A 16,157-nucleotide genomic window follows, 5' to 3' on the forward strand; every position below is an offset into this window, starting at 1 on the left:
GATTGAGAATACCGGAGGTAGAGCACTGTTTGGACTAGGGGGGCATCTCGCTTTACCGAATTCAGACAAACTCCGAATGCCGGATATTTATACACGGGAGTCAGACTGCGAGTGATAAGATCCGTAGTCAAGAGGGAAACAGCCCAGACCACCAGCTAAGGTCCCCAAGTAATCGTTAAGTGGAAAAGGATGTGGCGTTGCTTAGACAACCAGGATGTTGGCTTAGAAGCAGCCATCATTTAAAGAGTGCGTAATAGCTCACTGGTCGAGTGACGCTGCGCCGAAAATGTATCGGGGCTAAACGATTCACCGAAGCTGTGGATGCATACTTTGAGTATGCGTGGTAGGAGAGCGTTCTAACAGCGTTGAAGTCAGACCGGAAGGACTGGTGGAGCGGTTAGAAGTGAGAATGCCGGTATGAGTAGCGAAACATGGGTGAGAATCCCATGCACCGTATGACTAAGGTTTCCTGAGGAAGGCTCGTCCGCTCAGGGTTAGTCGGGACCTAAGCCGAGGCCGATAGGCGTAGGCGATGGACAACAGGTTGATATTCCTGTACCACCTCCTCACCGTTTGAGAAATGGGGGGACGCAGTAGGATAGGGTAAGCACGCCGTTGGTTGCGCGTGTTCAAGCAGTAAGGCGTGTATGTAGGCAAATCCGCATACTTTAACGTTGAGCTGTGATGACGAGCTCGTATGAGCGAAGTTCCTGATTTCACACTGCCAAGAAAAGCCTCTATCGAGGTGAGAGGTGCCCGTACCGCAAACCGACACAGGTAGTCGAGGAGAGAATCCTAAGGTGTGCGAGAGAACTCTCGTTAAGGAACTCGGCAAAATGACCCCGTAACTTCGGGAGAAGGGGTGCTTCTTTGGGTGCATAGCCTAGAGAAGCCGCAGTGAATAGGCCCAGGCGACTGTTTAGCAAAAACACAGGTCTCTGCAAAACCGTAAGGTGACGTATAGGGGCTGACGCCTGCCCGGTGCTGGAAGGTTAAGAGGAGCGGTTAGCGCAAGCGAAGCTGTGAATTGAAGCCCCAGTAAACGGCGGCCGTAACTATAACGGTCCTAAGGTAGCGAAATTCCTTGTCGGGTAAGTTCCGACCCGCACGAAAGGCGTAACGATCTGGGCACTGTCTCAACGAGAGACTCGGTGAAATTATAGTACCTGTGAAGATGCAGGTTACCCGCGACAGGACGGAAAGACCCCGTGGAGCTTTACTGTAGCCTGATATTGAATTTTGGTACAACTTGTACAGGATAGGTAGGAGCCAGAGATCTCGGAGCGCCAGCTTCGAAGGAGGCGTCGGTGGGATACTACCCTGGTTGTATTGAACTTCTAACCCATGCCCCTTAGCGGGGTAGGAGACAGTGTCAGGCGGACAGTTTGACTGGGGCGGTCGCCTCCTAAAGAGTAACGGAGGCGCCCAAAGGTTCCCTCAGAATGGTTGGAAATCATTCGTAGAGTGTAAAGGCATAAGGGAGCTTGACTGCGAGACCTACAAGTCGAGCAGGGTCGAAAGACGGGCTTAGTGATCCGGTGGTTCCGCATGGAAGGGCCATCGCTCAACGGATAAAAGCTACCCCGGGGATAACAGGCTTATCTCCCCCAAGAGTCCACATCGACGGGGAGGTTTGGCACCTCGATGTCGGCTCATCGCATCCTGGGGCTGTAGTCGGTCCCAAGGGTTGGGCTGTTCGCCCATTAAAGCGGTACGCGAGCTGGGTTCAGAACGTCGTGAGACAGTTCGGTCCCTATCCGTCGTGGGCGTAGGAAATTTGAGAGGAGCTGTCCTTAGTACGAGAGGACCGGGATGGACATACCGCTGGTGTACCAGTTGTCTTGCCAAAGGCATCGCTGGGTAGCTATGTATGGACGGGATAAGTGCTGAAAGCATCTAAGCATGAAGCCCCCCTCAAGATGAGATTTCCCATTACGCAAGTAAGTAAGACCCCTGAAAGACGATCAGGTAGATAGGTTCGAGGTGGAAGTGCGGTGACGCATGCAGCTGACGAATACTAATCGGTCGAGGACTTAACCACATTTTATTGCACAAACTCAATGAAACGTTTATCCAGTTTTGAAAGAATGATCTTTCTAAGGGTTTCAAGACACAAGCTAGTCGAGGAAACGACTGAGTGATTGAAGGAGCGTACTCAAGTACGTGACTGAAAGAACGAAGGAAGTTGACGAAGGATAGCGCCGTGTATTGGAAGCCGCAATAGTGAAGTGATGATGGCAAAGAGGTCACACCCGTTCCCATACCGAACACGGAAGTTAAGCTCTTTAGCGCCGATGGTAGTTGGGGGCTTCCCCCTGTGAGAGTAGGACGTCGCTTCGCACATGTAAAAACCCACTGAGGAATCAGTGGGTTTTTTGTTTATTCGATCTATAGAGCCCTGTCTTTTATAAATTTTTCCTCATACTAAAACTCCAAAACCGCCCGCAAGTTATTTATATAGGACTGACTTACTGGCAATTCCACGCCGTCCTTCAGCTGTACAATAAAATTTGAAGTTAAATCACGCGTGATTTTTTTGATATAGCAAATATTTATAATATAAGAGCGATGAATGCGAAGAAAGTTATTTGGCAGTCGAGTCTGTAATTCTTTCAGTGTAACAGCTGTTTTGTATTGTTCACCTTTGGAGTAAAACCAAGTCCTCTTTTGCAAACTTTCAATATGTGAAATTTCATCAATCGAAATCGGAACCCAATCCTCCATTTGTTTACCTGTTAAAAACTTATACATATCCGAACTCTTTACTTTAAACAATGGGGGCAGGACGACAACTAGAGCGCCATGTTCGCCGTTAACCGAAATCGGATAACCGATTGCATAATAGGGTGTTTCAAAAAGTGTATTCTCCATAACAGCATCAACCTTTTGTTTAGTTTGTAGTACTTTATAAGCGATGCTGTCTTTCGGAACAGCCGACCCGACTTTCAATGCAAAATGGTGATGACCGGTACTGAAATAAATAAAGCTATTGTTTACTGCTATTGCAATCGATGCATCCTCAGGAATCCAATCTTCTAAAATAATTTTATACTGATTTAAAATGTCCTTTTCGATTTCAATATTTTGTAATGACAATGCAATTCCACTCCTTCTGTATTATAGCCTAAATGACAATTCATCCTCCAAATATACCCATTCATCCTAAATTAAAGTTAATTTATCAGAAAATAATGAAAAGTTAAACATTCTGTTATACATTATATTACAGCAAGATGTTCTGTTATGGAACAGTCGATTACAAATTTTTCTAACAGAATATCCATACACAATGGGGAAGGTGGAAATTTATTATGTCAACTCGTCAAGAAAGAATCGAAGCTTTACAAAAGGATTGGGCAGAAAACCCGCGCTGGAAAGGTATTGAGCGTGGTTATACAGCAGAAGAGGTTGTAAAGTTACAAGGTTCATTCATCCAGGAGCAAACTTTAGCAAAACGTGGATCTGCTCGTTTATGGAAGTCATTACATGAAGTACCTTTCATCAATGCGTTAGGAGCTTTAACGGGGAATCAGGCTGTACAGCAGGTAAAAGCAGGTTTACAGGCAATCTACTTATCGGGGTGGCAAGTAGCGGCTGATGCAAACCTTTCTGGTCAAATGTATCCGGACCAATCTTTATATCCGGCAAACTCTGTACCAGCAGTAGTAAAACGTATTAACCAGGCGCTTCAGCGTGCTGACCAAATTGACCATGCGGAAGGCCGCGATGACGGTTTTGACTGGTTTGCACCGATTGTAGCTGATGCAGAAGCAGGCTTCGGTGGTCCGTTAAACGTATTCGAATTAGTTAAAGGGATGATTGAAGCGGGTGCAGCTGGTGTGCATTTAGAAGACCAATTGGCTTCTGAGAAAAAATGCGGTCACTTAGGCGGGAAAGTTTTATTACCAACACAAAACGCTGTCCGTAATTTAATTGCGGCACGATTAGCTGCTGATGTGGCAGGCGTTGATACAATTTTAATCGCACGTACAGATGCAGATGCTGCTGACATGGTAACGTCAGATATTGACCCACGCGATGCAGAGTTCTTAACGGGTGAACGTACTCCTGAAGGATTCTACCGTACTAAACCAGGCATTAAGCAAGCAATTGCACGCGGGTTAGCTTATGCACCATATGCAGACTTAATCTGGTGTGAGACTTCTCACCCATCATTAGAAGAAGCACGTGAGTTTGCTGCTGCAATCCATGCTGAGTTCCCAGGGAAAATGTTAGCGTATAACTGCTCGCCTTCATTCAACTGGAAAGCTAAATTATCAGATGAGGAGATTGCAGAGTACCAACGTGAACTAGGAAAGCTTGGATACAAGTTCCAATTCATTACACTTGCTGGTTTCCACAGCTTAAACTACTCAATGTTCGAGCTTGCGCATGACTACAAAGATAATGGTATGGCTGCTTACTCTAAACTACAACAAGCTGAGTTTGCTGCTGAAAGCAAAGGTTACACTGCTACTCGTCACCAACGTGAAGTAGGTACTGGTTACTTTGATGAAGTATCACAAACAATTTCAGGTGGTACATCTTCGACAACTGCTATGTCCGGCTCTACTGAAACAGAGCAATTTGTATAAGACTGAAGTTTAATAGGCAGTGTTATGAAGAGATTCATAAACGGGGAACTGCTTTTTCGGATTAATCTATTCCTTTTCTTCTATCTTACTGATTCTAGTGACATTGGGGAATGTGCACTTAGTAAATAGACGTTATGCCGAAGCGACTCTTGAAAGAAACATAGGAGGGGAAAAGGAATACTTTCTTGAACTTGAACAGATTGACTACTATGAAAAATGCTAAATCGAATTGGAACGCGGTTTAGTATGGGATGCCTCCCAACATATAAGGAAAACTAAGGGGTTTTTATAAAGAGGAATGTCTTTTTAGCTTGGATGGGGCTGAAAAGGCATTTTCTATTTTGTATAAATGAAGGAGTTCTATAAAGTATAGAGAATATTATATAGATAGAATATTTTTACTATTAAGAAAAAGAGGCGATACCAATGAAAAATAAAGAATTATTATTAGTGCCAGGGCCGACACCGGTAATGGATGAGATTTATGATGCCTTGGCGAGTGAGACGAGAGGCCATACAGACCCTCGATTTGTTGAAACATTTAAGAACGCGTTAGCTAATACGAAAAAGCTGTTTAATACAGACGGGGAAGTGTATGTAGTAGCGGGTTCAGGTACGTTGGCAATGGAAATGGCAATCGTAAATACTATTGCAAAAGGTGAACGTCTCTTGGTTATTAGCCACGGCTATTTCGGCGATCGTTTTACACCACTTGCAAAGGCGTTTGGAATTGAAGTGGATGTACTGCAGTCGACATGGGGTGAACGTGTAGACGCCAAGCTAGTGGAGGAAGCGGTGAAGGCTAATAAGTATAAGGCCGTAACAATTACACATGCGGATACATCTACTGGAGTTGTTTCGGACTTAGATACTCTAGTACCGATTATTAAAGCATCCGGTGCACTTGTCATTGTCGATGGTGTTGTCGCAACAGCAGCATTGCAAGAGGATATGAGTAAAGCTTACGGTGAAGAAGATTACAAAATTGATATTGTGTTAACTGGATCGCAAAAAGCAATTGGTATTCCTCCAGGGCTGGCAATTGTTGCTTTCAGTCGGAATGCATTGGCAGCACGTGAACAAATCGGGACAGTGCCGGCCTATTATGCGGATATACATAATTGGCGCAATATTATGGAGAACCCGGCAATGTACTTTGCGACGCCTCCGGTTAACTTAATTTACGCATATGATGTGGCATTGAATATTGTATTAGAAGAAGGTATGGAAAAACGTGAAGCGCGTCATATCGCATTTGGTAAAGCGATCCGTGCGGCACTGCGTTCTTACGGGATGACACCATTGGCTGATGAAGAAGTAGCTGCGCCGACATTAAGCTGTATTTTATATCCTGAAGGCATTGAAGATGGAAAATTCCGAGCAAGTCTGGCGAAGCGCGGCATTATCGTAGCGGGTTCCTTAGCCCACTTGGCAGGAAAAGCATTCCGTATCGGGCATATGGGGAATACAACAGCGGAAATGCTGGACCAGGCTATTGCAGCAATTGGTGAAGCATTGCAAGAACAACAGCTGGAAGTTGATATTGAAAAGGCGAAAAGTGTATTTGCTCAGGAAATAGAAGCAGCAACAGTAAAGAGCTAAAGGTTAATAGAATCATATATTAAAGTTTGGTGCAATTATAGGAAAGGGGACGGTGCGATTTTTAAAGCCTTCCCTTTTTTATTTAATTATTAAATGAAATAGGATCATAGTGTGAAATAAACAGGGGGTGGCATATGAGGGAAATTATTGATCAATCTCAAAAACGAGGTAAAGCGGATTTCATTATTCAACATGCGCAAATTGCCGATGTTTTTAATTTACGCTGGCGCAAAGGCGATGTTGTAGTGGCAAACGGCAAAATTATTGCGGTTTCTAAGCCAGGTGAATTTGAAGCAGAGCAAGTAATAGATGCAAGCGGAAAGTATATTGTACCTGGATTTATTGATGCGCATATTCATATTGAATCATCCATGCTTGTTCCAAAACAATTTAATCGAATCATGCTTCCACATGGTGTAACGGCTGTCGTTTCAGACCCGCATGAAATTGCGAATGTTTCAGGTAAAGCAGGATTGGAATTTATGCTACAGGATATTGATGATGTCGAAATGGATATTTATTTCATGCTGCCTTCCAGTGTACCGGGGACCTCTTTTGAACATGCAGGAGCTGTGCTGACGGCAAAAGATTTAAATGAATTTATCGGTCATAAGAATGTGCTAGGTTTAGCAGAGGTAATGGATTTTCCAGCTGTACTAAAAGGGGAAAAGGAAATGCTCGCAAAGCTAAAGCTTGCTCAAGAAAATGGGATGATCATTGATGGCCATTGTGCAGGTTTAACAAGTTCTCAAATACGTGGTTACCGGGCAGCAGGAATTACAACAGATCATGAATGCGTCACAGCCGAAGAGGCATTGGACCGAGTGGAACAGGGGATGTATGTATTCATTAGGGAAGGGTCAGCAGCCAAAAACTTAAAAGCCATTTTACCTGCTGTAACAATGTCGAATGCACGGCGTTTTGCTTTTTGTACGGATGATAAGCATCTGGATGAACTGATGGAGCAGGGAAGTATTAACTATGCAGTGGCATTGGCGATTGCGGAAGGAATGGATCCATTACTGGCGATACAGCTTGCATCATTAAATGCCGCTGAATGTTATGGTCTGAAAAATAAAGGCGCGGTTGCCACAGGCTATGATGCAGATTTTATAGTAGTTGAGGATTTGCAGACGATGAAAGCACTGGCTGTATGGAAAAATGGCAAAAAAGTTGCAGAAAATGGAGAAATGCTTACACCAATTCCGGAAAAGACTACAGTTGAAACATCCATTTTACAATCTATGCATTTACCAGAGATGACGGTTGAAGATTTACGCTTGCCGTTTACAGGAAACTGGGCAAATGTCATGAAAATTGTGCCAAACCAGCTCATTACAAAGCGGATTGAGTTGGAAGTTGATGTAGCAAATGGACAATTTGTACCCTCTATTGAAAAGGACTTATTGAAGCTGGCGGTTGTGGAGCGGCATCACCATGTTGGGACAAAGGCAGTCGCAATCGTACAAGGTATCGGTATTCAAAGCGGCGCAGTAGCAACAACGATATCCCATGATTCACATAATGCGATCGCCGTAGGAACAAATGATGAAGATATGTTATTGGCACTTAAGGCGCTTCAAGAGATACAAGGCGGGTTAGTCGTTGTAAATGAAGGAGAAGTGATTGCTTCCCTCAGTCTGCCAATCGCCGGTCTTATGACAGATGCTCCTGCTGAACAAGCGAAGCAGGAGCTGGAGAAATTACATGAAGGTTTGCATACAATTCATCCTACACTCGACTATCATCTGTTTCTTACTTTATCGTTTCTCGCTTTGCCGGTTATTCCTGATATTAAGCTTACAGATACAGGCTTATTTGATGTTACAAAATTTCAGCATATTCCGGTTGAGATTTTTAATGGCTGATGAATAGTTTGCTAATCTATATTTTTTCATAAATATTCTATGAAGGAGCATGCAAAATGGAGCAAGTGATTGTTATGATTCCAGCATTAAACCCACTACCGGCCCTTCTTCAATTTGTCAGGAAACTGAATGCATTGCCTATTTCCCAAATTATTATCATTAATGATGGCAGTGAAGAAAGATATAACGGTCTTTTTGAACAATTGCAGCAAGAAGGCTGCGAAGTATTAACACATGACAAAAACCTGGGGAAAGGCCGCGCGCTAAAAACCGGGATGGAGTATATACTGAAATCACGATTGCGGGCAAAGGGGATTATTACGGTAGGCGCGCATGGCCAGCATTCGTTATTGGATGTGGAGCAGGTGTTATCGAGTACGAAAATTTTTTCGGACGGGATTATACTAGGTATTCGTGACTTCAAGGATTCCGACTATCCGTTCATTAGTAAACTTCAAAACCGCGCCTATTCGATGATGTTTGAGCTGCTTATCCGTAAACGTTTGCTCGACATCCAAACAGGGTTACGCTATATCCCAAGAGTCCATCTGCCATGGCTTTGTAAAGTAAAGGGGGAGTCGTATTACTATGATACAAACATGCTCATTGAGGCGATAAGACGAAAAGTCCCTGTCTACGAGGTGCCGATCGGTCATGCAAAGCTCCGTAAAAATTCAATTATTTACTATGATGAAGTATTGAATCCGACAAAAATATTCCAGCAGCTTTGGTTAAATTTCCTACATAAAAGGCACAATACGAAATGAATCTTTTCTAATTGCGAAAACGTATAGGATTATGAGCCGCATATTTGAGGAATAATAAAGTACTAGAGAAGAAGGGAGCATTCGTATGAGCGAACAATATAATTTTGAAAAAATGATTGAAGGTCAAGACCAACATTATTCAGATAAAAAATTCCTGCATAAAATGAAGAAATTCGGTGGAGGGTTAGGCTATAAAGCGATGCAGGCAGCTGCCACACTTTACGTTGCCCTGCGTAGTCCGGACATGCCGAAATCAAGCAAGCTCATTGTTTTGGGAGCGCTTGGGTACTTTATTTTACCATTCGATTTAGTAGTCGATTTTCTACCTTTGTTCGGTTTAACCGATGATGCATTTGTCATTTTAACTGCGCTGGGGAAAGTGTATTTGTCGATCACAGATGAGATGAAGGATGAAGCAAAAGAGTTAATCGAAGGAAAGCTGGGAAGTCAGGAAGACGTAGTGCAATAAAATATGAATCCCCTTTAAGCAACTGATGCTTTAGGGGATTTTTTATGTTTATTTTACAGACTGGGCACCGTTTAATTCGCGTATGCCGCGATTGAAAATAGCTTCAATCGGTTTTTCCTCGCATAGCTTTAACGTAATATTAGGATGTGTTTTATGGAGCTGAGCAGTTATTAATTCAACAAGCCCGGGGTTATTTTTTAAAATGCCGCCATTTAAAAACAGTGTATGTTCATTGTTTGCATAGCCTGCATTTTTTAATGTCGTTGCTGCCAATAAAACAAGCTCATCCGCCGCCTTTTGCATAATTTTCTGTGCAACGGCATCCCCCATTTCGACCGCCTGCTGCAAATAGGAACTGAAGCTCGCCAATCGGGCATTTGTATAATCCGCTGAATAAATAAGGTTGAACAATTCATCTGTGCTGTGAACATGATGACCTGCCAAAACAAGCTCTGTTAATATGGTCGGCTTGTTGCGTCCATCAGCAGCGCGGAAAATCGCCTTCGCAATATGTTTTCCGATCCAGTAGCCGCTGCCTTCATCACCAATCCGGTGCCCCCAGCCGCCGCCACGACTAATCTTGTCATTCATGAGGCTATAGCAAATCGCCCCTGTGCCCGAAATAAGCAGGCTTATATCACTTTTCCCAAGTCCCTTTAAAGTCGCTTCAACATCATTTTCTATTAAAACTTGACCGAATGTAAAAGGGGATCGGGCGATACTTTCTTCAATAATTTCTTCAATAATCTTTTTATCCTGATCTGTATCAATGCCGGATAGTGCAAAAATGGCTACATCAATAAACAGGCTCGGTAAATGGGCTGCTGCACTCCTCAGCAGACCGGTAAATACGTGTTGGACATTTCCAATCCCCACCGCCTGGTAATTCGATCCCGTGGAAGTTGCGGTAAATAGTTCACGTCCATCTGTAGAACGAATGGTCATTACTGTTTTTGATGCACCACCGTCAACGGCTAATACATAACGATTACTCATGTTCCGTCCACCCCTTTAAAATTTGTTCCAATCGATTTTCTGCTTTTAAAATGGCCTCTGTTTTTTCTCGCAGCCAATTTTCAAGATGGACCGTATCTTCTTGTGCCTGTTTGAGCGACTTTCGCATTGTTGCAGGCGCAGGCCCTCCCTTTAATGTACGTATATTAACGAAATACTCCGGCTGGATCGCCTGGTAAAAGGCAATCTCATTAATTTGAAGCGGCTTTCCCGTAACTTCCAGGCATTTCTCGTTTGCCAAATTCCATGTCAGGCTTGCGAGCGATTCTTTATTATTTGCCATCAAATCCCGCACACATAGGCTGACGATTTTATGTGACTGACGGAATGAAATACCTTCGGAGCGTACGAGGGAATCGGCAAGCTCTGTTACGTTGGCAAAGCTGTTTTGCGCACGTTTCAGTAAGTTTTCCTTATTCACATCCATCGTGAGGATCATACTTGCAAATAGCTTATAAATCCCGCCTAAACGATCAATTGCCCGCCATAAATAAGGTTGCATATCGTCTTCTGTATCGACAATATCTCCAAACGGTGTATTGTGGACCATCTGTAACACTGTTGCCGCATCCCCGACAACTGATGAGAGCAACGAACGTGTATGCTCAATTGAGACAGGGTTGCGCTTTTGGGGCATGATGGAGCTGATCTGCACATAAGGACTCGCAAGCTTAAAAGCATTGAATTCCTGCGTTGCCCATAGTAAAAAGTCCTGTGATGTGCGCCCTAAATTTAATGCCGCGAGCTGTACGATACTAGCTGCTTCCGCGATGTAGTCAGCACCGGCTACAGCATCCCAGGCATTTTCGATTAACTCGTCAAAAGCAAGCAATTCCTGTACTCGCTCGCGGCTGATCGGGAACCCTGTTGTTGTCAAAGCCGCCGCTCCCATACTGCTGCGGTTAATCGTATTGTATGCGGCCTGCATTCGTTTATAGTCCCTGGTCAATTGGTCGATGACAGCCTTTAAATAATGGGCAAATGTTGTCGGCTGCGCCTGCTGTGTATGTGTATAGCCAATCATGATCGTCTCTACATGCTCTTCGGCAAAGACGATTAGTGATTGACGTAAGTTTAAAAGTTCCTGCATGAGCGAAAGCAACTTTTTCCGAAGAGTCATACGGTAAATGGCGATTCCCATATCGTTTCTGCTGCGTCCGATATGTAAATTCCCTGAAATTTCGCCTCCAAGTTCGATTAGCTTGTTTTCAATGCGGAAAAATAAATCTTCAAACTGCGGGTTATAATCGCGGGTTTTATAATATTCCAGATCAAGTTTTTGAATCGCCTGACCGATACGGCGTGCATTTTCTGGGGTAACCAATTCCTGTTCTTCAAGCATCTTTAAATGGGCAATATGAATTTGAAGCATCGCATCCAAAAAATGCTTGCGAGCCTCATCGTAAGCGGGCTGTAAAACCATTTGACGATAACTATTGGAAGGAAATAAAATTCCTTCTTTTTCATTTATTAGATTGCGGTAATTCTGAAAGAACATTGTGAATGGGCCTCCGATCAAATGATAGAAACTACTACCTCGTAATCTCATTCTACAATTATTAGAAAATTTTATCAATTCAAATAAATTAAGTGAGCCAGCGTAAAATAGACATAAAAAAACTGCCCTGAAATCAGGACAGCTGCTGTGTTTGATCGATAATGCGTACTTTTCTTGAAGCAAAATAGGATGGCAAAACCATACCGAACAGTACAAATACGATACCGAAAACTTGGAGAAGTGTTAAATTTTCATTTAATACAATAACCGATACCGTAATCGCTACAGGCAGTTCCATTGCACTTAAAATAGGAACAAGTGCACCGCCAACTTTTGGTGCAGCAATCGAGAACAGTAAGATCGGCAAAATAATACCGAAGAGCCCTAGTGCCAGACCAAACTTCCAAAGACCGCCAGTCAATTGACCGTTCCATACAATTTCAGGAGATAAGAAGATAGAAACGATGATCAGCGATACAACAGATAAAATAAATGTGCGTCCGATCGTCGTTACACCTTCAACAGGCTGAGCGTTAAATTGCATAAAAGCAGCAAAAGTAAAGGCAGCGAGTAATCCTAATGCCCATCCTTGCCATGCAATTTGCGATAAATCTACATCAATGACACCGGCTGCCAAAATCGTACCTACAAATAAAAATACTAATGAAATTAATTCAATGCGTGTTGGCAGGCGTCTTTTCAGAAAGCAGTCCATGAATAAACCAATCCATGTGAATTGGAACAGCATCACAACTGCCAATGATGCAGGTAAATAATTAAGGGACTGACCGTAAAAAATACCGGTAACTGCTGTACATATTCCGGCTAAAATTAAAGTAATGGCACCTTTTCTTGATAGCTTCGGTAATGTGCGTTGTGTTACAACAAAGAGCACGAGTGCGAGTAAAAATCCAACGAAATATTGGCTTGTCACAGCTTCTGCCGAAGTATAGCCATGCTGCATCGCAACTTTTACAATTGTTGATAAAACTCCGTAACTACTAGCCGCTATTACGATTAATAGCGGGTAAATCCAGTTTTGTTTCATTTCGTGTTTCTTCCTATTCTATAGCAACTTCACCATATGATGAAATGGCTCATTAATTATTGTCCAGCTTTCAGTAGTACGATAACCTACTTTTTCGTACAAGCGTCGTGCATCGTGTTTCTCTAGTTCCACATTTAGAGAAATCTTTTCGTACCCAAGCTCTTTGCCTTTTTGCTCGGCAAATTGCAATAAGAGCGTACCAATGCCAAGACCACGTGCATTTTTCGAGACACAAATGGTATCGATGTAATATTCATCCATATGTGCTTCAACATCCAATGTAGTCTGTATTCCCTTTTTGGCTAGTTGTTCTTCTAGCTGACGATCGAGCTCGTATCCGAGACGGCCATCATAAAGCACGACAATCCCAACTATTTCATCCTGTTGTTCCGCTACAAATGTATTCAAATAGCTGTGTCGATTTGTCGTTTCTGTGACATACTGTTCTAAAGCAGCTAAAATCTGCGAAACTTCTTCTTCACCAGTCAAATTGTTTGCAATGTCTCCGATTGCGTCATAAATTAGAGGGGCAACAGCTTTCGCGTCATTTCGATCTGCTTGTCGAATGGTAATGGTCATCACAATCAACTCCTTACCGAACAAAGTATAACAGAAAATATATTCATTCGCGAAGAAAGCATTAGTTTCAGAATAGTATAAAGTTTTATAAATATATCTTTTCTATGGTAAATTAGTAAGAACATACAACGTCGGAGGTTAGACAATTAATGAGCCAAATAGACAAAGAATTCATCTTAGTTTATGGAGATGCATTCGTTGATTATATTGCAAATGATCAGACCAATACTTCATTTACGAAGTATTTAGGTGGCGCAACAATCAATGTTGCAGCAGGGATTAGTCGTATTGGGGCACCGTCAGCACTTATTACAATTACAGGCGATGACGAAACATCGGAATTTTGCCGTCAGGAGATTGCAAAAGAAGGTGTGAATCTTGATTTCGCTGTATTTGATGCGAAGAAGCGTGTAAGTGGTGTATATGTGCATTTAACTGAAAAATGTGAGCGAGTATTTAAAGATTATGTCGATGAGACGCCGAATTTACAAGTAACACCTCAGCAATTACAGGAAGAAGCATTCAAACGTGCTTCGATTTTAAATGTTTGTTCAGGAACGATGTTTGAAGAAACAGCATTAAAAACAACACGTGCCGCAGTGGATATGGCTAAGGATAAGGGAGCGATCATCGCAATCGATGCGAATATCCGCCCGCTTCGTTGGGAATCCGAGGAAGTCTGCCGTGAGACGATTACTTCATTCTTTGAAGATGCAGATATTTTAAAGCTAACTGATGAGGAATTATATTTCCTTACAGAAACAACAACAATTGAAGAAGGTCTTCAAAAGTTGGATGAGCTGTTAGTACCGATTGTGCTTGTTACAGTTGGCGCTGATGGAGCTTATGCCGTATTAAACGGCGAAGTAACACATGTTCCCGTTGAACGAGTTGTTCCTGTAGATACAACAGGCGCAGGCGATGCGTTTATGGCTGGTGTACTCCGCTATGTTCATTTCAATGGTTTACCTACAGTAACAGAAGATTTAGTAAGCTGTGTCGCATTCGGCAACAAGCTGGGCGCAATGGCGGCAACTAAAGCCGGTGCATTAACGGCACTGCCAAGCTACGAGGAAATTAAGCATTTAATTAAATAAATTTTATATAGAGCAAGCTGTCTTCGAAGTGTTTAACATTTTGGAGGCGGCTTTTTTGTTAGGGTGTGGTTGTGGTTATTAGAAGATTGCGCCCGGTTATTAGAAGAAGTTGGATGGTTATTAGAACAAGTGACGGGTTTATTAGAAGAAGTGGAGCGAAGGAGCTTCATTTCGTGAGTGCGAGGTGGCAAAGGAGGGCGTTTTGATTTTTATTAGAACAATGATCGACGATATTAGAAAAAGTCAGAGCGATATTAGAAAATGCAGGGGATTTATTTGAACATTACAGTCTGATATTAGAACAACGGACGGTTATATTAGAAAATCCCAACTTTATTAGAACAAATGAAAATATATTAGAACTTCCCCCAATATATTAGAACATTTTCATCCTGCAATCCCCGAATGAAACCAACAGTTGACAAAATCTCCTTTCCGAAAGAATTAGTCGCTATTAAACAGCCGATTTTCTTTTTATAATAAGTGTAAGAGGTGAGGGGGATGACGAATTTTCAATTTGCGGCCATTTTTACAGAACGCCGCAAGCAACTAAAAGTAACACAGGAAGAAATTGCGCGGCATGTCGGAGTATCAAGGGCAGCTGTTTCGAAGTGGGAGAAAGGGCAAAGCTATCCGGATATCGGACTGTTGCCGAAGCTTGCAACATTTTTCAATACTTCAATTGATGCACTGCTCGGTTATGAGCCGCAATTGACGGATGATCGAATTTTAAAAATGTATGCGGAATTAGCACAGCGTTTTTCAAAGGAACCATTTGCTGAAGTGGATACAGCAATCGATCGGCTCATTGATGAATATTATAGCTGCTTCCCGTTTTTACTGAAGATGGCGCAGCTTTATGTCAATTACTTTAATCTCGCACAGGAAAAAGAAACGCTTGCTGATAAAATTCAGGACCTTTGTAAACGTGTGAAGGAGTTCAGCGGAAATTACAGGCTGAAAAACGAGGCAAATTTACTGGAAGCATATACGTATATTTTAAAAGGGGAACCTCAGCAAGTGCTCGAATTATTAGGGGAAGACGCAGTAGTTCAGCTTGGGACTGAGCAGCTTATCGCAACAGCACAAACGATGCTTGGCAATATAGAAAAGGCGAAGGAAATTTATCAGGTCCATATGTATCAGCATCTACTGTATATGATAACGAATGCGAATGAAGCACTTGGGTTGGAAATGGAAAATATCCCGTATTTTGAAGAATCGGTCAGCCGGATTGAAACAATAATAGACATTTTTCATTTAGATAAATTAAATATACACAACACGCTTCTGTTTTATATAAAAGCAGCGAGCGGCTATGCAATACAAAATAATACAGATGAAGCAATTCGATGTATTGAGCGCTATGTGAAAGTATGTACGCAAATTAAGTTTCCACTGCAGCTCACAGGAGACGATTATTTTTACTTGTTGGATGGCTGGATTGCAAAGGAAGTTATGTTGAGCACACAAACACCACGTGATGAGGAATCGATCAAAAAATCGATTTATGAAAGTATTGCCGAGAATCCAATGTTGGCCAGTGTGCAAAACGATACGCGCTATAAAAGTTTACTCATCAATTTAAAACATCATTTGAAAATTTAAGGAGGATTTAAA

General features: G+C 42.5%; 12 protein-coding genes and 2 rRNA genes (1 of these 14 cut by a window edge). 9 read left to right on the plus strand and 5 right to left on the minus strand.

All coding sequences use genetic code 11. The annotated features are described in order from the left end of the window. Both MKY51_RS00630 and rrf read left to right on the plus strand, forming a co-directional pair. Window positions 1-2,041, plus strand: a 23S ribosomal RNA gene (locus MKY51_RS00630); it begins 888 nt to the left of the window's first position. Between the two features lie 183 nt (window positions 2,042-2,224). Continuing rightward, a 5S ribosomal RNA gene (gene rrf, locus MKY51_RS00635) occupies window positions 2,225-2,340 on the plus strand. Between the two features lie 84 nt (window positions 2,341-2,424). On the opposite strand, the gene MKY51_RS00640 is transcribed toward rrf, so the two are convergent. Next, complete coding sequence (locus MKY51_RS00640; protein WP_339174693.1) at window positions 2,425-3,096, minus strand: LytTR family DNA-binding domain-containing protein; 672 nt, start codon at window positions 3,094-3,096, stop codon at window positions 2,425-2,427. Window positions 3,097-3,311: 215 nt separating this feature from the next. Between MKY51_RS00640 and aceA the strand changes: the two genes are divergently transcribed. From aceA to MKY51_RS00665, 5 genes are all read left to right on the plus strand, one after another. After that, complete coding sequence (gene aceA / locus MKY51_RS00645) at window positions 3,312-4,595, plus strand: isocitrate lyase (RefSeq protein WP_339174695.1); 1,284 nt, start codon at window positions 3,312-3,314, stop codon at window positions 4,593-4,595. Between the two features lie 426 nt (window positions 4,596-5,021). Beyond that, the gene (locus tag MKY51_RS00650; RefSeq protein ID WP_339174696.1) at window positions 5,022-6,197 is read left to right on the plus strand and encodes an alanine--glyoxylate aminotransferase family protein; all 1,176 of its coding nucleotides are present in this window, start codon (window positions 5,022-5,024) and stop codon (window positions 6,195-6,197) included. 134 nt (window positions 6,198-6,331) lie between these two features. After that, window positions 6,332-8,065 (plus strand): adenine deaminase, encoded by a 1,734-nt coding sequence (gene ade, locus MKY51_RS00655; protein ID WP_339174697.1) that lies wholly within the window; start codon window positions 6,332-6,334, stop codon window positions 8,063-8,065. 56 nt (window positions 8,066-8,121) lie between these two features. Further along, window positions 8,122-8,832, plus strand: coding sequence for a glycosyltransferase (locus MKY51_RS00660; protein ID WP_339174699.1), 711 nt, complete (start codon window positions 8,122-8,124; stop codon window positions 8,830-8,832). Window positions 8,833-8,917: 85 nt separating this feature from the next. Beyond that, window positions 8,918-9,301 carry a YkvA family protein gene (locus tag MKY51_RS00665; RefSeq protein WP_339174700.1) on the plus strand — a complete coding sequence of 128 codons (384 nt, stop codon included), beginning with the start codon at window positions 8,918-8,920 and terminating at the stop codon, window positions 9,299-9,301. A 48-nt stretch (window positions 9,302-9,349) separates the two neighbouring features. Here the strand turns inward: MKY51_RS00665 and MKY51_RS00670 are convergent, their stop codons facing one another. From MKY51_RS00670 to MKY51_RS00685, 4 genes are all read right to left on the minus strand, one after another. After that, window positions 9,350-10,297 (minus strand): BadF/BadG/BcrA/BcrD ATPase family protein, encoded by a 948-nt coding sequence (locus tag MKY51_RS00670; RefSeq protein WP_339174701.1) that lies wholly within the window; start codon window positions 10,295-10,297, stop codon window positions 9,350-9,352. Continuing rightward, a complete protein-coding gene (gene argH, locus MKY51_RS00675) occupies window positions 10,290-11,813 on the minus strand; it encodes an argininosuccinate lyase (RefSeq protein WP_339174702.1) in 1,524 nt (507 codons plus the stop codon). Before argH ends, MKY51_RS00670 begins: the two co-directional genes overlap by 8 nt. Window positions 11,814-11,946: 133 nt before the next feature. Further along, entirely contained in the window at window positions 11,947-12,861 is a 915-nt protein-coding gene (locus MKY51_RS00680; protein ID WP_339174704.1) for a DMT family transporter, read from the minus strand. Window positions 12,862-12,879: 18 nt separating this feature from the next. Beyond that, window positions 12,880-13,440: a GNAT family N-acetyltransferase gene (locus tag MKY51_RS00685; RefSeq protein ID WP_339174706.1), complete on the minus strand. Its 561-nt coding sequence runs from the start codon at window positions 13,438-13,440 to the stop codon at window positions 12,880-12,882. 149 nt (window positions 13,441-13,589) lie between these two features. On the opposite strand from MKY51_RS00685, the gene MKY51_RS00690 reads away from it, so the two are divergent. Together MKY51_RS00690 and MKY51_RS00695 are read left to right on the plus strand one after the other, a co-directional pair. Then, window positions 13,590-14,537: a carbohydrate kinase gene (locus MKY51_RS00690; protein ID WP_339174708.1), complete on the plus strand. Its 948-nt coding sequence runs from the start codon at window positions 13,590-13,592 to the stop codon at window positions 14,535-14,537. Between the two features lie 501 nt (window positions 14,538-15,038). Then, window positions 15,039-16,145, plus strand: coding sequence for a helix-turn-helix transcriptional regulator (locus MKY51_RS00695; protein ID WP_339174710.1), 1,107 nt, complete (start codon window positions 15,039-15,041; stop codon window positions 16,143-16,145). Window positions 16,146-16,157: the final 12 nt, after the last annotated feature.

The sequence above is a fragment of the Solibacillus sp. FSL R5-0691 genome (assembly GCF_037974225.1).
GTDB lineage: Bacteria > Bacillota > Bacilli > Bacillales_A > Planococcaceae > Solibacillus.